The sequence below is a fragment of the Paenibacillus sp. FSL R5-0810 genome, from assembly GCF_038002285.1.
GTDB lineage: Bacteria > Bacillota > Bacilli > Paenibacillales > Paenibacillaceae > Paenibacillus_AQ > Paenibacillus_AQ lactis.
Window position 1 is genome coordinate 1,505,092 of record NZ_JBBOCF010000001.1, and the last position, 20,106, is coordinate 1,525,197.

Annotated in this window: 12 protein-coding genes; 10 read left to right on the plus strand and 2 right to left on the minus strand. The window is 50.3% G+C overall.

Annotated elements, in window-relative coordinates; translation table 11 throughout:
• Positions 1-240: 240 nt before the first annotated feature.
• The gene (locus MKX76_RS06840) at positions 241-918 is read left to right on the plus strand and encodes a DUF1796 family putative cysteine peptidase (protein ID WP_034273142.1); all 678 of its coding nucleotides are present in this window, start codon (positions 241-243) and stop codon (positions 916-918) included.
• Between the two features lie 338 nt (positions 919-1,256).
• Positions 1,257-3,671 (plus strand): RNA polymerase recycling motor HelD, encoded by a 2,415-nt coding sequence (helD, locus tag MKX76_RS06845; RefSeq protein WP_007128200.1) that lies wholly within the window; start codon positions 1,257-1,259, stop codon positions 3,669-3,671.
• 464 nt (positions 3,672-4,135) lie between these two features.
• On the opposite strand, the gene MKX76_RS06850 is transcribed toward helD, so the two are convergent.
• Complete coding sequence (locus MKX76_RS06850; RefSeq protein ID WP_007128198.1) at positions 4,136-5,038, minus strand: LysR family transcriptional regulator; 903 nt, start codon at positions 5,036-5,038, stop codon at positions 4,136-4,138.
• Positions 5,039-5,230: 192 nt separating this feature from the next.
• Here MKX76_RS06850 and MKX76_RS06855 point away from each other — a divergent pair, with 192 nt between their 5' ends.
• From MKX76_RS06855 to MKX76_RS06880, 6 genes are all read left to right on the plus strand, one after another.
• Positions 5,231-5,701: a DinB family protein gene (locus MKX76_RS06855; RefSeq protein WP_007128197.1), complete on the plus strand. Its 471-nt coding sequence runs from the start codon at positions 5,231-5,233 to the stop codon at positions 5,699-5,701.
• A gap of 100 nt (positions 5,702-5,801) precedes the next feature.
• Positions 5,802-6,206 carry a nuclear transport factor 2 family protein gene (locus MKX76_RS06860; RefSeq protein WP_007128196.1) on the plus strand — a complete coding sequence of 135 codons (405 nt, stop codon included), beginning with the start codon at positions 5,802-5,804 and terminating at the stop codon, positions 6,204-6,206.
• A 335-nt stretch (positions 6,207-6,541) separates the two neighbouring features.
• Positions 6,542-7,789 carry an MFS transporter gene (locus MKX76_RS06865; RefSeq protein ID WP_007128195.1) on the plus strand — a complete coding sequence of 416 codons (1,248 nt, stop codon included), beginning with the start codon at positions 6,542-6,544 and terminating at the stop codon, positions 7,787-7,789.
• Positions 7,790-8,365: 576 nt separating this feature from the next.
• A complete protein-coding gene (gene hxlA, locus MKX76_RS06870) occupies positions 8,366-8,998 on the plus strand; it encodes a 3-hexulose-6-phosphate synthase (protein WP_007128193.1) in 633 nt (210 codons plus the stop codon).
• On the plus strand, positions 8,991-9,566 hold the full coding sequence (hxlB, locus tag MKX76_RS06875; RefSeq protein ID WP_007128192.1) for a 6-phospho-3-hexuloisomerase: 576 nt from the start codon (positions 8,991-8,993) through the stop codon (positions 9,564-9,566). The genes hxlA and hxlB overlap by 8 nt, the downstream gene beginning before the upstream one ends.
• An 82-nt stretch (positions 9,567-9,648) precedes the next feature.
• Positions 9,649-10,005, plus strand: a complete 357-nt coding sequence (locus MKX76_RS06880) for a winged helix-turn-helix transcriptional regulator (protein WP_144878342.1) — start codon at positions 9,649-9,651, stop codon at positions 10,003-10,005.
• Between the two features lie 135 nt (positions 10,006-10,140).
• Here the strand turns inward: MKX76_RS06880 and MKX76_RS06885 are convergent, their stop codons facing one another.
• The gene (locus MKX76_RS06885; RefSeq protein WP_341033268.1) at positions 10,141-12,681 is read right to left on the minus strand and encodes an S-layer homology domain-containing protein; all 2,541 of its coding nucleotides are present in this window, start codon (positions 12,679-12,681) and stop codon (positions 10,141-10,143) included.
• Between the two features lie 317 nt (positions 12,682-12,998).
• Between MKX76_RS06885 and MKX76_RS06890 the strand changes: the two genes are divergently transcribed.
• Positions 12,999-13,226 (plus strand): hypothetical protein, encoded by a 228-nt coding sequence (locus MKX76_RS06890; protein WP_007128189.1) that lies wholly within the window; start codon positions 12,999-13,001, stop codon positions 13,224-13,226.
• A gap of 743 nt (positions 13,227-13,969) precedes the next feature.
• Entirely contained in the window at positions 13,970-19,879 is a 5,910-nt protein-coding gene (locus MKX76_RS06895; protein ID WP_341033269.1) for an S-layer homology domain-containing protein, read from the plus strand.
• The last annotated feature ends 227 nt before the right edge of the window (positions 19,880-20,106 follow it).

Here is a 20,106-nt window from a genome sequence, read left to right on the forward strand (position 1 = left end):
GAGGGAGGTTACCATGCATAAATCAAAGGAGAGCGAGCCTTTTGTCCTTTGCCAAGTCCGAATATGAAGCGATCCAACAAGCGCGGGGATTCGCTAAAGGGTACCGATGGGACCAGAAAACGATTGCCCTATCGAAAAACAAGGGCAGTAATCGCTTCTCGTTGCCCGAACATCTATACGGCTGCTTGTCACAATGCATAGAATAGAGCAGATGTTCTCAACAAGAAAGTGGTGACGAATGTGAAGCTGGGAGACTTGAAAGGCGCATATGATGTCATAATCAGCTTGGGCAGTTGGTGCGGGCCATCCATCTATTTGCAGCGCAAACAGCTGCGGCGTTTTTCCTTCCCGCTGGATTGGATGGTCTCAAGCGCAGTAACGGATGTGACGCATTTGATTAAGAGTCGGTTTGAAGGCTTTATGGAGCTTGGACAGCTCCGGAAGATAGAGGGGACTTCAGCCTATCTGGAGGAAGGGATCACTGTGCCGGAAGGAGGGACGCACCTTAGCGCCCATTTTATTCTCGATTCGCGCTATAATATCATATCGGTCCATGATTTCCCGATCGTTCCGAACCAGGATTGGGTGGCGGCCTATAATGCATATCAGGAGAAGCTTGCCCGACGCATTCAACGGTTTTGGTATGTGCTCCAACACAGCCGCTCCGTTTTGTTCGTCCGGTGGGGAGAGATCGGGGTACAAGAGGCCGTCGCGCTTCATGCCGTCCTGTCTTCGTTGACGCCGGCCAGCTGCAGCATTTTATTCATGCAGCCTGTATCCGGTTTGGAGTCGATTCAGGAGATCGATTGGGAACTAGGCGGCATCAGCACGCTGCAGGTTCCCCTCGAACGGCCCAATGATATAGCAGTGTGGGATTACGCCTTGAACGGTTTGTCATTAACAGGGTACTGGACTTAAGAGGCCTGCCCTGGAACGTGAAAATAGGAGCGCCGGCAATCGCTTAGCCGCACTCCTATTTTTATTAATCTAGTCGCTGTATGCTCATTCCCGGTTTATAGCGAGTACGTTCGATTTTACGAAAAATAAAAAAAGCTAGGCTTAAACACCAAGGGGGGCAAAAGACAAAAAAATAATTGAACGCGAAAAAGCGCTATGTTATAATCAGTAGCGCAATTGAAAATCAAGTTTAATCTGATATTATAATTACTTTTCCTAATTTAATTGTACATCAGTGACCTCTGATTTGTCAATGCACTTTTTTCAGACCAGAATGAAAAGGAGTGTGTTCAAGCGAGATGGAAGCTAAGGGATGGCGGTTAGAACAAGAACGGCTGGATCAAGTTAGGGAAAAGCTGAAGGCTAGGATCGACGCGTTGGAACCGGAAGTTAGCGGTCTGAGCGATCAGGCAGCCGAGATTCGCAGGAGATTCTGGGAAGAGGTTACGGTCAATACGAGTACGGACGAGGAATTTGAAGAAACCTTTTATACGATTAAACAACAGGCCGCGGTACTATCCGAAAGGGAGCGCCGTCATCGGCTTCTGCTGCAGCAGTGGAGGAGCTTCAATCGAATGCTGCCTTCTCCATATTTCGGACGCGTCGATTTTCTGGAGGACGGCTTGAACGGGAGCGAGCAGATTTATATCGGCGTATCCTCCTTCGTCGATGAAGATGGATTGACCTTCCTGGTATATGATTGGCGCAGCCCCATCGCAAGTCTCTACTACGATCATTCCCCTGGCGCTGCCTCTTACGACACTCCGGTCGGGCGGATCACGGGTACGATGGAGCTGAAACGGCAATACCAGATCCAGGATGGACAGCTTCGTCGTATGTTTGACGCGAGCGTGACGATCGGCGACGAGCTTCTTCAGCAGATGCTAGCCAAAGGCGCGGACTCGCAAATGAAAAGTATCGTATCCACCATCCAGAAGGAGCAAAATGCCATCATCCGGAACGATCACAGCCGGCTGCTTATTGTGCAGGGTGCAGCTGGAAGCGGGAAGACCTCCGCGGCTTTACAGCGTGTGGCGTACTTGCTGTACAAAAACCGCGATTCGCTTAAGGCGGATCAGATCGTTCTATTCTCACCAAACCAGATGTTTAACAGCTATGTATCCTCCGTCCTTCCCGAGCTTGGCGAGGAGAATATGCAGCAGACGACTTTCCAGGAATATCTCGAATATTGGCTCGGTTCATCCTTCCAAGTGGAGGATCCCTTCAGCCAGATCGAATATGTGCTGACCGCACAATCAACGCCAAACGATGAGGCCCGCCTTCAGGGGATGAAGTATAAGGCGTCCGAGGCTTTCATGAAAGCCCTGCAGAATTATGCACAGTGGCTGGGGCGGGAGGGCATGCTGTTCAACGGCATTCGGTTTCGGGATCGCGTTCTGATCACCGCCGAGCAAATGAGATCGCAATTTTACGGATACGACACTTCCTTGAGCTTGGCCAATCGTGTCGATCTCCTGCAGAAGTGGATTCTGAAGGAGCTTTCACTGCTGGAACGCAAGGAGCTCGGGGCCTCCTGGGTTGAGGAGGAGCTCCATTATCTCGACAACGAGCACTATGCGGAAGTATTCAGTGAGCTGCATAAGGAAAGGGAAGTGCTTGACATTGCTGAGCACTACGCCGTTGTTCGCGAGAAAATAAGCAACAAACGCCGAGAAGACGAAGGCGACTTTGACTTCGCCGAGCGGGAGGAGGACTTACTCCGCCAAAAGATCGTAAAGGCAAGCTTCAAACCGATCCGGAAAAATGTCAAAAGATTTTCGTTCATCGATGTTCACGGCCTGTATACCCAGCTATTTATCGATGAAGCTGCTTATCGGGACAAGACGAATGAGGTCGATATCCCGGTGCTATGGTCTGAAATCTGTAAGCAAACCAAGGATAAGCTGGAGAAGTTTGAAATTTTCTATGAGGATGCCACTCCGTATTTGTATTTAAAAGAATTGATCGAAGGCGTTCGCACGAACACGGAGATTCGGCATGTCTTCATTGATGAGGGGCAGGATTATTCACCGTTTCAATATGAGTATCTCAAAAAACTGTTTCCGCGTGCCCGCATGACGGTACTTGGTGATTTCGGGCAGGCGATTTTTACGCAATCAACGAATCTGCAGGATGCCGAGTCACCGCTGTTCCGGCTCTATGGAGAAACCGAAACATGCTTGATCCGCCTAGTGCGCAGTTATCGTTCAACTCGGGAGATTGTGGAATTTACGAAGGTGCTGCTCTCCGACGCGTCGGAAATCGTCCCGTTTGAAAGGAGCGGACCGAAGCCGCTTCTTGTGAAGGTGGAAGACGGAGAGATGCGTGACATACGTGTATTAAAGGATATTGCAGCGCTTAAAGCCGAAGGCTTCGAATCTATTGCTGTCATTACGAAGACGGCTGCCGAAAGCCGCTCAGCCTTCGAATCATTGCGGAAGCATGGAGGCGAAGCATTGCAGCTCATTACGAAGGAAACGGAAACCTTTGAGAAAGGTGCGATGGTTATTCCCGTGTATCTCGCCAAGGGGGTTGAGTTCGATGCGGTTCTGATATATGAGGCGTCACCGCATGCTTACGGCCGGGACAACGATCGCAAGCTTTTGTATACGGCATGTACCCGGGCCATGCATCAGCTCTTGCTTTATACGACAGGGGACTGGTCGCCATTCGTGGAGAGCATGGACTCTAGTTTGTATGAAATGGTGACTTGATAGCTGGTTCGAAAGCTCGCATATCGATAGACCGTTTCAGTTGCTTGCGTTATTGGAAGGATGATCAGGCGCTGCCTCGATGGGCGCGCCTTTCCTATATCACACGTAACCTTAGTTTACAAATGTATAATTATAGCATTAACGCCCCACATATTGTAAAATAAACCTATGGCTGAAAATGATAAGGCGTTTAACGAAGGAGAGCTAAAAAATGAACCATGGCATGTCAGCGCCATTTAAGATCATTGCATTATTACTAGGGTTCTTCGTGATCGGCCCTCTAGTTGTGATGCTGCTAACATGTTTATTGAATTTCTTTTAAAATGAACGGGTTAACAAAGTATGTCCGAGTGATGGGTGGACAAGAACTCACACCAACGCAAAGTCGCGGATTCCCGCGACTTTTTTGTTGTGCTGACATAAGTTCTTGCATATCCCGATGATTCTTTCACGGATTACCCTGACTATGAAGACTTCGCATGATGGATCGCTGTCTCAATGTAGGCTCTCAAAGTCTTGATGAACGTGCGCATGGCGTATCCGACGTACCTGTCGCTGCGGTAGATCAGACAAATGTCCTGAGAAGGCGTAGGGTTCCTTAGGTGCACCACCTTGATATCCGGATTGTCAAGATTATCCAATAGAAGTCTCGGCAGAACACAAGCGCCAACTCCGCTCTGTACCATCTGAAGGAGTGAAGATAATGTTGTCGTCACCATATGCGGCTGCAGTGCAAAGCCGCTGTCCATACAAAAGTGGTCGATCAGCTTCCGGCACTGATGATCTGGCGGGAACATGACCATTTTTAAGGTTTGCAGCTTACTCAAAGGGATAAAGCTTTCCGTTGCAATGGGATCGTGCATACTTACTGCCAATGAAAACTCCTCATGGAACAAAGGAATCGTTGTGAGCCGCTCATCGATAACAGGTCCAATGGTTACGCCCACATCGATGCTTCGGTCCAGCACTTGTTCCGTTACCTTTGTGGTTTCCAATAGGGACAGCGAAATGGTGGGATAGGTCTGATGGAAGTTGAGCAGCATGGCATTGAACATCAGATCCGCGTCACCGGGCAATACCCCGATGGATAGAGAGCCTCCTTGCATTTGCTTCAGATCTGCGATGGCATCGCCCGCTTGCTGCAAATGTCTGAACACGGCGGCACCATGCTCACGAAGAATCGCACCGGCATCTGTAAGGACAATTGTTTTACCCACACGGTCGAACAATAGAACGCCTAATTCTTCTTCTAGTCGCCTGATCTGCTGGCTGATATTGGGTGCGCTGACTCCCATTTTTTCGGCTGCTCTCGAGAAATGAAGCTCTTCACAAATGGCCATGAAATACTGAAGCTGTTTTAACTCCACCTTCACACCTGCTTTCTATAGCATGTGTATCATGCTTAATGCCTATTGTTGCTCCGACTTCTTCTTGTGTCAACGAGTTATCGTTAACTGATACTTAACGTTACGGTAACGCCCACTGCATTGATGGTAAGTTCCATGAGTCATACAATGGGGACATATCAAGCGGTTCTCATGACAAAGGAGGAAAATAACATGTCTGAAATGATTATCAACACAGCCACAACTGCACGTCAAGTGCTGGTGCAGCAGGTGCAGGCGATTCCGGAGGAACTCTTCGATATTCAACCCGCAGGTTTCAACAATACGGTTCGTTGGAATGTCGGCCATATGATGTATTGGATGGATAAGTATTCTGCCCTGATCTTTAACAGTCCGCCGGTCATACCGGACTCTTATGAAACGCTGTTTAACTCTGGAACAAAGCCCTCGGATTGGACGTTCGATCCTCCGTCAAAGGAAGCGATGGTCGAGATGTTAACAGCTCAGCTTTCCCGCTTATCTGAGCTGACACCTGAAATGCTGGGCGAGAAACTTTCAACTCCGTTTGCCATGGGACCGTTCCAATTCAACACCTCTGGTGAGTTGTTAAACTTCATTCTGATTCACGAGTCGTTTCACCTTGGCGTGATCTCGAGCCAGTTAAAGGTTCTAGCGTTGAGTTAAGCCATGCAGTGCAGGTATCCTATTGCTTATTCTTTATATCAAACAAAGGCGATGAATAAAAGGTAAGCAGCTAATAAATCTTGATGAGGAGGATATGTTCATGGAGAAATCTCTTGATTCTGTCCAATCCCGCACTAGTGAAGTGTTTGATGCTTTTAGGCATGCTTTGGAAACAGGGGATACAGCCGATTTTCTTAAACAGGTTACGGAGGATTTTCATTTCTTCGTTCCACTTCCGTTAGAGGGATGGAATCACAAGCAGGAGGGCAAAGGGCGGTTCGAGGAATTAGTCCGGTTCGAGCGCTCCGTATTTCAGATGCAGCTGACTCCCCTCATCGTGCTGGAGGATGATGACAACGGGATGGTGGTGTTTCGCTCGGAAGGTTCGTTAAATGGGCGGCATTTTAGCAATGAGCTTGCTATCGTCTTCGAATTCGAGGGAGAGCGGACCCGCTGCTTCCGGGAGTATGTAGGAATGCCGTTAAAAAACTATGAAAACCCATAAAGATAATGCCATGAGCAGTAAAAGCAAACTCTTTTACAATAATATGAAAAATGAACCGACCGAGGGTCTGGTTCATTTTTTGTTTATGGCTGCAATTTTATCAGCCAGCGGGTAACAAATACTCATTATTGCAGCGATTCCCGGTAACTCCTCCAGGGCTGATTTGAAGCATCGCCCTGACCATCTACAGGGAAAAATTTTTTCACGCACTCCGAAATATCAGTCTTTAGTAGGAGGTCAACCATGTTGAGGTTCTTATAATTAAAGAATGGAAAGGAGAGCCGTAGCACGACGCAAGATGCACATCTTTATAGACAAATTGGAGGTTGAAAAGGTTGAAGCAAGAAAGAAGCACCCATGCACCAAGCCTGCTTCACAATCGGTTCCTGCAGACGATTTTATTATCAAGCGTGCTCCTGCAGATCGGGATCTGGGTACGTAATTTTGCCATTCTTTTGTATATTGCGGATCGAACGAATAATGATCCATACGCCATTTCTTTAATTAGCGTGGCGGAATTCGCGCCTATTTTTGTGTTTTCGTTCATTGGCGGTACATTTGCCGACCGTTGGCGGCCCAAACGAACGATGATCTGGTGCGATTTATTATCCGCGGTATCCGTATTCGTAGTGCTTCTGACCATACATTTCGGTTCATGGCAATCCGTCTACCTGGTCGCATTCATCTCGGCGATTCTTTCGCAGTTCTCGCAGCCTTCAAGCATGCGGTTGTTTAAGTATCATGTGCCTGAGGAACAGCTGCAGCAAGGGATGGCTCTATTCCAATCGCTGATGGCCATCTTTATGGTGCTTGGCCCTATGCTTGGCACCTTCGTATACAGCACGTTTGGCCTGGAAACATCGATCGCTGTAATGGGCGTCGTATTTCTGCTGTCCGCACTCGTTCTTGTCCGCCTGCCTGAGGATAATATGAAGCCGCAAACGGCCGCTGTAAAAGGGCAATTTCGTAAAGATTTCGCCGAAGGCTTCCGTTATGTTTGGCAAAGCCAAGTCCTGCGCATGCTCGGACTCGCATTTATTCTCGCTGGACTCGCTGTTGGTGTAGCCCAAGCGCTCAATCTGTTTATCGTAACGGAGCGTCTGGGACGCAGCGAGGAGTTTCTGCAATACCTGCTGATGGTGAATGGCGGAGCCATGCTGATCGGCGGCGGGGTCGTCGCTGTTTTTGCCAAGAAGGTTCCGCCTCAGCTTCTTCTTGCTGTGGGCATGCTTTCAGGAGCGGTCTGCACAGCCATTGTCGGGTATTCGACGAGCGTACCGGTCACGCTGGCCGTACAATTTGTGAATGGCCTTGTGTTCCCTTGCATTCATATCGGGATTAGCACCATGATCCTCAAATGGTCACATGCTTCCATTGTCGGCCGCGTCAACGGCGTTCTAAATCCAATGTTCGTCGGCATGATGGTCATATCCATGTCTTTCGCCGGCGCGTTAAAGGACGCCTTTCCGCTGAGCACGATCTATGGCGGAGCAGGATTATTATTCCTTCTTGGTGCACTGGTCATGGTGCCGATCATGAAGCAAAAAGCGCCTGAGCACGTGCTTACTGCGCAAGAGACGTAATCTTGCTGCATTAATAAGATTGCGCTAAGAAAACTATCGTTGAATGAATACGTGGAGGCAGCAGGTCTGATGATCTGGCTGCCTTTTCATTAAGCTAACGGCAGGAGTCTGTGATAGTGAAGTCGAAAATTTGGGTGTAACCATCTCGTAATAGAGTCATGGAGACAACGTATTTTACATATTTTGCAGGCGCACTAAAGTCATATTGGGTTAGGGAGGAGAAAGATGGAGTCGAAGGAAGAGCATTATTCACATGATCATATTATGGAATCAATCCGAAATTTATCCGAGAACGATGCAAAGACATTCTTGAACCTTATTTATGCGCTTTTGAGAGATAACACGCTGCCAAGCGAACAATTGGTTTCCCATGTCTTATCCGTTTATGAGAAAAAGATACCGAGAGTGGTTAAGGCAAGGCAGAATAAATGAAGCCCTGAAACCCTTGTCCCGCTTTATTACTTACTTGCAAGTTAGTATCTCACTTATAAGTACGTACTTCCGGATTGTATCGTGTTTACTCTACAATGCTCGTGAAGGCAATAACCAATACGTTCATAAGGAGAGATTAACGATATGGAGCTTCAATTGGCATTGGATTTAGTGAACATTCCGGAAGCGAAACAAGTGGTGGCCGAGGTAGCCGAGCATATTGATATCGTGGAAATCGGCACGCCGGTCGTCATTAACGAAGGGCTGCATGCCGTGAAAGCGATCAAGGAGGCTTTCCCGCATTTGCGAGTGCTTGCCGACCTTAAAATTATGGATGCCGGCGGGTATGAAGTGATGAAAGCATCCGAAGCCGGTGCGGATATTATAACGGTGCTGGGGGTATCCGACGATTCCACGATCAAAGGCGCTGTGGCCGAAGCCCGGAAGCAAGGCAAGCAAGTCATGGTCGATATGATTAATGTAAAAGACATTGAGGGCAGGGCACAGGAGCTTGATGCCTTAGGCGTGGATTATATTTGCGTCCATTCGGGTTATGACCACCAGGCGGAAGGCAAGAATTCCTTCGAGGAATTGGCTGCGATCAAGCGTGTCGTTAAACATGCCAAAACCGCCGTTGCGGGAGGAATCAAGCTGGAGACTCTTCCTGAAGCCATTCAAGCGAAGCCGGATCTTGTCATCGTTGGCGGTGGAATCACGGGTCAATCCGATAAGAAGAGCGTGGCCGCTAAAATGAATCAACTGGTAAAACATGCCTAACCAGATGGGCAAGCCAATCTTTAGGCAGGCCGTTCTAATCGTCAAAGAGCTATCCGAAGCTGTACAGAAGGTCGAAGCCGTTCAGGTTGAAGCACTAATTGAACGAATCCTGCATGCCGATGCCATCTTTGTAGCGGGTGGGGGCAGATCCGGCCTGGTGATGCGAACCTTTGCCATGCGGCTAATGCAGATGGGATATAACGTTCACGTTGTGGGCGACACAGTAACACCAGCGATCGGGTCAGGCGACTTGCTTGTTATCGGTTCAGGTTCAGGAGAAACGCAGAGTCTAGTTGCGATGGCCCAGAAGGCCAAGCATATCGGCTCTGACGTAGCCGCCCTAACGATCCAACCCGAATCTCGCATCGGGCAGCTTTCCGATACGATCGTTCAGCTGCCGGGAAGCACCAAGGAACAGCACCAAGATGCGCTCGTGACCGTCCAGCCGATGGCCTCTCTATTTGAGCAGACCATGTTGATTGTGCTGGATTCCATCATCTTAAGATTGATGGAGGTAAGCGAGCTCCAATCCGACCAGATGTTCAGCCTGCATGCCAATCTGGAGTAGGACACGTCCCTGCGCTATGTACTCCACTTTGATGGGATCTCCGTGACCGTTGTATACTAGTAGGAAAGAAGGGGTGATAATTATGGCAAATGAAGTCAAGAAGCGAATAAATCTCAAAGAAATTAACTGCCATAAGGAGTTAACCCTGGCGGTCATCGGAGGCAAATGGAAGCTGATCATCCTTTGGCATCTTGGCTTGGAGGGCGTTAAACGCTTCGGTGAGCTGAACCGTATGATACCCCACATCACGGAGAAAATGCTGACCAATCAGCTCCGTGAATTGGAGGAGGACCGGCTGGTCCAACGTGTTGTTTACCCCGAGGTTCCGCCCCGAGTCGAATATTCGCTTACGCCTTACGGGGAGAGCTTAATGCCTATCCTGAAATTGATGTACGATTGGGGAAGAGATTACGGCGAACAGGTCGTCTGGACCAAATGAGGGAGCGCTTTATGCGTGCTATGGAGCAAGAGGCTGCATGCGGCATTTTATTATTCAATACAAAAAGCAAGCAGGCTTGCGCAAATAGAACCACCCGTTAATCGGGTGGTTCTATTGACGTTGTCGACTTATTCCTCATTGCGTTTTCGGTGCGTCAATAATATGAAGCTCCTGCTGCCAATTCATTGCGAAATCACTCATGCCGTATATCGTGATTCTGAACTTTCCGCCAGGAAGCTCACCGGCCAGCTTGGAAAGCCCTTTGGGGGTAAGCTGAATCATGACGGCGCGTTTATCCTGCGTGATTCCTGCCTCGAAGTCTTCTCTGTCCACTAACGGGAAGATATCGATGGAATTTTGGCCGAAATCGCCGTTACTGGAGTAATCGACCTGAGCCCTCAGTGGAATGGTCTGAGGATAGGAATATACCGGTTCAGCGGATTGGAATAAGAAGAGTCCTTGAGCGCTGTCGTAGGTTACCCCCGTAACTGTCGGGGGCTCGGAATCAAATCGGATAGGCAATTCGATCTTACCCGCTTCGGCATCCTTCTCGAATACCTTAAAGATGAGGGAGACCGGGCGGTCTTGATTCACATTCGGAACTGGCGCTACCTGGATACCCTGGTCACCGCCAGTCAACTGGATGAGCGATGGATCCGAAGTCTCGATCTCGATATGTCCAATCGTTTCGCCTTCTGACTGAATCTCGAACCCGTAAGCGACAGGATTAAAATGGATTTCCAGTTCTGTGAAAGCATCGTCTCTCGTTACCTTAATTAGGTTTCCAATATTCCTTATATCGTATCGGTCTTCCTCTAGTGAGGAATCCGTAATTCGTGCTGACATGCCGTTCACGCTCAACCTGTTGCTGTTTAACACGAACGATGCATTTTCCTCAGTCAGGGAGATTTTGAGGGGCTTTAGACGACTTCTCTTAAACGCTTCGATTTGTTGGTACAGGTGGTTATATGCGCTGGCCAAACTTTCCACGGTTGAATTTGGGTTGTCCGCAGCGGAGTAAGCATTTAGGATCGCCTGATTCAATTGATCGAACGCGAACGGCGGGTAAGTACCAACCGTATTCCCCGGGGTTGAGTTTTCACGGAGCGTCTCGGCTGATGAAATCAGCTGCTCAAGAAGACTCCTTACGTTGTCCGGCAAATACTGAACCGCGGTCGGCCCGAAGGCTGGTGAGAGCTTTCCATCGGCGCTGCGGACGGCGGTGGAGGCTGATAACGGAGCATACACGACTTCCAACGGTCTGGCCATAGGCTGCGGCTCGGCAAAAGTAACGAGAATATATTGCCCCGTAATCTCAATCCGTTTAATTTCCTGCGGCAATCGCAGCTCTCCATCCTTGGAATATACGGATATTTCATTGACATTTGGTACGAAGAGGGGGTTAAGTGTCTCTTCGTAAGCGATCGCGAGTGAGCGACCATCGAAAAAATGCAGAGTTGGCTGCTTCATCAGTGGTGCGGAAAGGATAATCTTATTGGAAGGCGCAGACACATTGCCGGCAGCATCGACCGCATACACTTTGTAATCGCCCGGTGACAGATTTAAGGTTGCAATCTGTGTTTCGGTTTGAGCAGCGGCCACGATGGTTTTGTTGGCAAGCTTGTCGGCGACAAAGGATTCAAGCTGGGCTTTCGTGGAGGCGTTCAATGAATATGGAACGAAGTAAACGATACCGGTTTCGCTGCTAGTAACCGCTACGTTATCCCCTACGACGACGGATTCGGCAGACAATAGTCTTACCATTGGAGCCGTAGTGTCCGGCGTGCTTGGGTTGCCGCCCGGATTCGGGTCGCTTGGCGCGGTTGATCCACCGCCGCTGCCCCCGGTGGGTGGCGTTGGATTCTGTGTCGGCTTCTCGGCAGGAGTAGGCGTTTCCTCACCAGGCTTAGGCGTTGGAACTGGCGTTTCAGATGGAGTCTCGAGCTCTTCTTTCACTTTCAGGAATCGGTTGGCTGCTAATGCGACCGATTGCCTGTCCGCCTGACCTGTTGGATTAAACATCTTGTCGTTAATGCCTTTCATGAGCCCAAGCTCCACGGCCGCTGCAACGTGATACTTGGCATAGTCGGCAATGCTTGCCGCATCGGAGAATTTCAATCTACTATCAATGTCTCCAATTTCATCCTTTCCAATACCAACGACGCTTAAGGCTCTTACCAAAAACACCGCCATATCTTGCCGGGATAGGTTCTGTCCCACGCCAAGCATCTCGTTGCCTACGCCTTTAATCAAGCCGGCTTTGACGGCAGCCTCAACGAATGCGTAAGCGTAGTGATCCTCCGGAACGTCTTTGAATGTCGGTTTCTCAGGGTTGGAGTGAATATCAAGCTTTAATGCCTTCGCCAGGATGATGGCAAAGTCCTGGCGCTCGATTTTGCCGGTCGGATCGAACTTGCCGTTGCCCTTTCCATTGATAATACCTTGTTCCACTAATCCCAGAATCGCATCCTTGGCATAGGATTGATTAATATCGTTCAGCGAAATGGAAGCCCCGTGGACGGGATACGTGCATGCGCTCAGCAGCGCAGCCGTGGTCATTACTTTGACGATGAGTTTACGTTTCAGATAAAATCCCCCTCTTGAAATGATAAAATCAATGCCGAATAATGGAATCGGTATGAGATTCGTGATCTTATCATATATGCCGAGGTTCACATCTTGCAATCAAATTTTTAGGAAAATGGTCTGTGATTGAACCGGGGTGAAGGACCTAGTTAACAAAGAGTGATTTCTGATTATTCCATCTAATCTGCAGGCTGATGTTTGATGAGCGGACTCTATTTATTTAGACGTAATGTTCTGGTAGAGTGATACTTTTCACAACTATCGATTTTTGAAATTGCAGCGTTCGTTATGGACCGAACAGCAGGTCATAGACACATACCTTAATCATTCTTGGTAAAAGCCGTAGCATAACATTGGGTTGTACAGGAGAGAATATTTCAATCCGTAGAAGAAGGAGCTGAAGGAGAATGATGAGTCATCCCAAAGATGACTACGGGGTATTGGGTAATGACATCGAAGTCGATTCGGATGTGAATGAGGATCGTAATCGAGAGGAGCAGCTGGATGACTCCTTTGAGTCCTGGTATGAGAGTATGAATAATCAGATCAAGCGGCAGCTAAAGCTCACGAACGTTCCGGAGGACGGTGTTTTCGATTCGGTCGCCGGAACAGATGAAGATTCTGCTCGGCGTTAAGCGCGTGTTCCGCAGAACCGGATTAACCATACTTCAATGCGGGTGCGCATACGAGCGCGAAAGCTCCCACCGAAACGAGTGGTCCCATTGAAATGTAAAACCCACTGTTAAATCATACAGTGGGTTCCGATTAATATTGCTTCCGCCTACGAAACAATCTAATGATCGCATAAATAATGATGATCCATAGCCCAATGCTAAGTAGTGACAGCAAAGGAAACCCAAGCGAAAAACCGGCAAACGGATTGACCAATGATCCCAATATTGTCCCTAGTGCCAATCCCCCGAATAAACCGCCGAAAAAACCGCCGAACCCCGTTCGCGGCGTTGGCGTTGTTCTCGGTTGGCCCGGATTGCGAACGTTTTGGTCCGGTCTCCGCGTCGTACGCCCAGGGGTACCGATTCCCGGATTATAGCTTCGTCTGGGCGAGCGAAATCCGCCGCGTCTATAGGAATGTATCGTATCATCCTGTTCCTCTTGGCTATGATTTACATTGGGTTCGCCGAAAACTTCGGCCGTGGAACATCCAAAAACCAAAGGAAATACCAAGAGCAGTATCAATAACTTCCTCATCATATGCACCTCCTTCTGTAGTGTGCCCTGCCGGCATAAGAACATTCAGACGTTCCAACACACAGACGAACGACTTGTCTTACGTTTACGAAATACTCGATTTCGTTTGATATTCACTTAACCTTCATGCTTTAGGCTTTTAGAGATAAAAAGCATGAAGGAGGAGCACATGAAGCGAAAATGGATCGCCGGATTATTATCCGGCATACTGATCGGCAGCAGCTTTTTTGAGTTTGCGCTTGCAAACACCCCCGCTTATGCAGCCCCTTCGGGAGCGATGCCCGTGTTCATCTCGGAAATTTATCCCGATGACCGGTCGAATCAGCAAACGATCGAGGGCGCAGGCGGGGCCGATCTGTTCGAATATGTTGAGCTTTACAATCATTCGGGGGCACCGCTCTCGTTCAACGATGAGTTCAACATTCGTTACGACTACAATACGGGCGTGAAGACGCTGACGGTAACGGACACGGTTTACGGCAATCCGGATGGAGTGGTCATCCCGGCGGACAGCCCAGCCGTGCTATGGGTGGAACGAACCAGCTCGTCCATAACCGGGGCTGCCGCCGCCCTGACGGAATCCGATTTCCGGCAGTATCATTCGGTTCCCGACCATGTACCGGTATTCAAGCTTCGGGGACAGGATGGCCTCAACAACACGGACCGCGGTTTATACATAACCCGTAAAGGCGATGACGCCGCCGTAATCAGCAGCTTCTACTATACCGCCGAGGATGTCGGCGACGGCAAGAGCGTGCACCTTCAGCCGCCTTCCGGCGGTTCAGGAATGATTCCTTACGCACGGGAAGCAGCGCCTTCCGCCGGTATCATCGATCCGGATCAGTTGTTGCCGCCTGACAATCGCATGCCGGACATCAGTCACACGCCGGTCGCCTCGGCCGACCCGACGCAGCCTCTGACCGTAAGTGCAAGCGTCTATGACGAAGACGGCGATGCGTTAGACGTTAAGCTTTATTACAAAACGGCTGTCAATAACCCATACAGCATGATCGATATGATGGATCGCGGAGGGGATCAATTCGATGCGGTCGTTCCGGCCGATCAGTTGATCGGCGATAAGCTGTATTATTACATAGAGGCAGCGGATGGGCTTCAACGTTCGAGATCCGGGGATTATGAAACGGCGTTAACCGGTGCCGTCGCAGGCGGAGACGTTCCGCGCATCCTCATTACCGAGATTCTGCCGAACCCGGCCGGGGATTACCGATGGGGAAGCGGCAACCAGTACGAATATGTTGAAATCTACAATCATTCGGATCAGGAATTGGACCTCAAGGATTACACGCTCTGGTATCTGTACCCGAATCAGACGGCACCGAAGAGCTGGACGATTCCGGATCATACCGCAATCGAGCCTTACAGCTCAGCCGTCATCTGGTTCGCGAAGGAAGCCATCGCCAACGGCAAGGGATATACAACGACGGCCGACTTCAATCTGCACTTTAACAGCACGCTGAACGATAGCGACATTATTTTCTACGATAATTCAAAAGCTTCCGATTTCAATCTTCCGAATTCGCTGCATCGCGGGCTGGCCATTTCAGCACCGGGTCAGGCAAATTCGTACATCGTGCAGGCCTGGTACGACCCGAGCACGCCCGACAGCCCGGACAGGCTGGTGAACGACGTTCGTAACGCAGTCGTTCGATATGCCTACCCGGATGCAGGAACGACTATGAAAAGACTGGATAACCGGATGTATGCCAATCCTGGCAGCATTGATCCGGGTCAGGTGCCGCCTATAACAGGCGTGGACATGATTGCACCTACGCTTCAGCATGAACAGACCGCCTATAATTTGGGCAAGGGGCAGGCATATGCTGTGACCGTGACCAGCGACGAGCCTCTTGCTTCAGCAGAGGTATTGATCGGAGCAGCCTCCGAGGAGCCGACGACTTTTACGGACAAGCATGCGCTGCAGCTTGCGTCCCAGGAAAACGGACGTTACGTCTACCAAGGCTCGATCACACTGAATGAAACCGGCGTCTATCGTTATATCATCGACGCGGTCGACAGCAGCGGCAATCGTACACGGGTTCCATATAACTCCAGAGGCGGCCTTCTGACCGTTAATGATGAAAGCACGGGGACGGAGCTGCCGAAGACGGGGTTATCCATTGCAAACGGAAGCATGCTTAGCGGGAATGCATCATTCTACGCATACGGCTCCCGTGCCGAGGACGATATCGAGGTTCACTTCGACGGAAATCCGATGCCTCTTCGCAATGCGCTGCCAGGCAAGGTACAGCTCGGCATGCAGACCCGTGGCATCGATCAGATCTACCAAGCGTCGGCAAGCGCGCTGAACGCAAGCGGAGAGACGGTCTTTTTCGCACGAATCTTGCCCAAATATATCGACGGCGCATGGTCGATGTTCGATATGACACCGGATCTTTTCGTAACCAGTTCGACCGTTTCCGTGCATACAGGAAATGAGAACGCTCCTTATCAAGTCAAAGATCACGACAAGGTATTCGGCAAGAACAACCATGACGATTTCGAAGTGATGAATCTTCATCTCGTGCTTCCGGACGGTTCGGTCGTTAAACCGGATAAGGTGCTGAACTACCTGGGCAATCTGGGGCAAACAACCGTGGATTACCGGGAGGATACCTACTACGGATTCGGTGATGCGGATTACGGCAGCAATCCGAACAAGCCGATGATCAGCGACTTCCGCTTCCCGATTCCGCAGGACAAATTTACGGCAAGATATGCCGAGCTTGACACCGCTACGATAAAGGACGGGATTTATCCTCTAAGCATGTCGATGAACGGACAAGTCTTCCAGTCCATCGACGTGACTGTGGATAATACCGCTCCGGAGATTGAAGGAATATCGTATGGGGAAGGACAGTTGTTGACCGAAGCAATGCAGCTCAAAGGGGCGTTCAAGCTGGATGTGGTCGCTTCGGACCAGTTAAGCGGAGTTGCCGAAGTTACGGCGGAGCTTGATGGTGAGACGATCACGCTTCCTTACGAGACGTCTTCCACGTTGCTTGCGCCGGGCGAGCATATTCTGAAAGTGACCGTACTCGACGGGGCCGGCAATTCGGCGGAGATCACACGCACCTTCATGATTGAAGAGGAGAAGCCTCTTCTTCCGGGCGAAGTTTCCCCAGCCGATTTCGCGGAGAACGTTGGTTTGAATCCGAGCCTGAGAGCTCGGCTCAGCGATCCAAGCGGAGACTCGATGGATGTGCGCTTTTTGGAGGGGGATAAATACGATTTTGCCCGCGCTGACGGAATCGAGGGTCATATCAACGTTGCAGACCGGGAGCCGCCGCTTGTTCTGGAGCCAGACGGCGAGAAGGGGATCGGCAAGGAAGAGGCCGACAAAATGGCTTACCCTGACGGAGATTACCTCACCACGGATACCGATTCCGGATTCCCTTATCATCGATTCGAAGTCCAGCTGGACGAAGCATGGACCGAACAGGATAAGGTAGAGCTGCACTGGGAGGGACGCACGCTTCCGGGACGCATCGTGACGCTGTATGCATGGGATTATGAGACTGGCAAGTGGACAGCGCTGAAGTCGGCCACCGGCGACGATGCCGAATCCGACATCGCCCTGACGGCGGAAGTGGATCCTAAGCGTTATGTGCGAAATGGCAAAATCCAGGCCATGGTGCAGGATGAAGTGAAGAGCGCGAACGCGCCGTTCAACATTTTATGGTTTACGGACACGCAGTATTACGCGGAATCGTACCCGGATATTTTCGATAAACTGGGCGATTGGATCGCGGAAGAATATAAAAAGGGCTTGTTCAGTTATGTCATTCATACAGGTGACATCGTGAACGTGGCTGACGACGAGAAGCAGTGGGCGGTAGCCGACCGCAATCTGAAGAAGCTGGACGAAGCGGGCGTACCGTATGGCGTCCTCGCGGGTAATCACGATGTCATCATTGACGGCGTGGATTACTCCTACTACGGAAAGTATGTCGGGGCCGACCGATACAAGAACAATCCGTGGTATGGCGGCGAAATGGATAACAACCGCAACCATTACGACCTCGTATCGTTTGGAGGCCATGACTTTATTTTCCTGTACATCGGCTTCGGACTTGAAGACACACCGGAAACCATTGCTTGGGCCAACGAGGCGCTGAAGAAGCATGCGGACCGCATAGCGATCGTGGGCATGCACGCCTATCTGGAGAGCAACGGCACCTTGTCAAATATGGCACAGCGCGTGTTTGACCAGGTCATTGCACCGAACAAAAACGTGCAGCTCGTACTAAGCGGGCATTATCATGCCGCGAATAGGGTCGTGAAGACTGTGACGCATCCGGACGGATCGACGAGACAGGTGATCGAAATGCTGGCAGATTATCAGGGTGGGCCGAATGGCGGAAACGGCTATCTGCGCCTGCTTCAATTCGATCCGGTCTCAGGTACGCTGGACGTGGATACGTACTCGCCTTACTTGGACGATTACAATTTCTTTGACGACGCCATCGAGGATTTTACCGAGCCGTTTGCGTTCAGGGACATTCAAAAACGGGTGGCAACCGATTATTTTGCAGTCAACGTGTACAAAAATAAGCTGATTGGCGAGAAAAAAGACGTGAAATCCGGAGAAATTGCCTCAGCCGCATGGAAGGGGCTTGAAGCCGGCAAGACGTATTACTGGTATATGGATATTACCGATGAATTCGGCGCCAAGCAGCTGAGCCCAATCTATCGTTTTACGACCTCGAAGAAAACGTCTCCGCCTGGAGGCGGAAATGACGGCGACGGCAACAATGGGGGCGGTAATAACGGTAATAACGGAAACAACGGAAACAACGGAAACAACGGCAATAACGACGGCAGTAATCAACCAGGCCAAAGCAAGCCAGGTGGAAAACCACCGGCCACTGGGCCTTCCAGACCGGGAACGATTACGGCGCAAATCGCCATAAACGGCCAGAGGGCTCAAGCAGCCGTCAGCGAATCGGAGCTCAGCAGTGCCTTCGAGAGCGTCTCTGCGAACGCGCGTGGAATCAAGACCGTGACGATCCAGCTGGACGAAAGCGCCCGCTCGTTCAACGGCGAAATCGTCATCCAGGTTCCGTCAGCTTACTTGAACCGCAATCACGCGCGGGAACGGATCGAGATCGTTACGCCGCAGGCAACCGTGAAGCTGGCTTCCGATATGCTGAACCGTCTGCCGGATGCAGGGCAGTTCACGGGTATCGTGGTACGGGCGGGTGATCGAAGCCTGTTGTCCACGGACCAGCTTGCCGGGATCGCTAATAGACCGGTCGTTGAGTTGCTGCTGCAAATCGATGGCAAGACGGTGGAATGGCCGGGAAGTACTACCCCAGTATCCGTCTCGCTCCACTATGCAGCCAAGACCGACGAACGAACGGATCAGCTGGTCGCGTGGGAAGTCGATGCGATGGGAGCGATAACCTCTGTCCTGAACGCATTTTACGATGAAGAGCTTCGTGCTCTGACGTTCGAGACAGGCAAGCTTGGCACATATGCGATTGCATATAAGCCGGTATCCTATCGGGATGTGGAACCGGGAAGCTGGTATGCAGACGCCGTCCATTACCTTTCTGCCCGTGACATTATTAAGGGGGCGGGAGGAGGACGGTATCTGCCGCAGAAGGAGATCAGCCGGGCCGATTTCCTGGTCATGGCGATGAACGCCTTCGGCATAAATCCGGAGAATACGGATGAAGACGGTAATTTTGCCGATGCGGGCAGCCGCTACTATACGCCGTATCTATCTACAGCGAAGAAGCTGGGATTTGTCCATGGAACGGGAGATAACCGGTTCAGACCAGGGGACTCGATCACGCGTCAGGATATGGTCGTCATGCTCCATGCGATGATGGAATCGGTTGGCAGCGAGCTGCCGGGCGGAGGAAAGAAGATCGAAAGCTATACCGATGCGAAGGACGTATCCAGTTATGCCAAGGAAGCGATGGACTACATGCTGGATGCCGGAATGCTTCAAGGCACCATTGGAGGCAAGCTGTCACCGAAGTCTGTTACCAATCGGGCCATGGCAGCGCAGCTGATGTACAACTACCTGCTCAGAAGCCGGGAGGCTTCGTAAGAAACGGAGTAAGGGTCGAGCTGGTATCATATGCATATGATGGATTTATGTGTTCGAGCGGGAGGAGCCTCCCGCTCTTTTTTTTGTTGAAGTAAAATTTCAAGGCCCCTTCTCACCGACCGGAAGATCAATCTGACATCTGAAAATCCGTCCCGTTTTTATTAATAACGAATTTACTATCATTCATAATTATGGTACCGTATGAGCATGGAGATGTACGAAAGGAG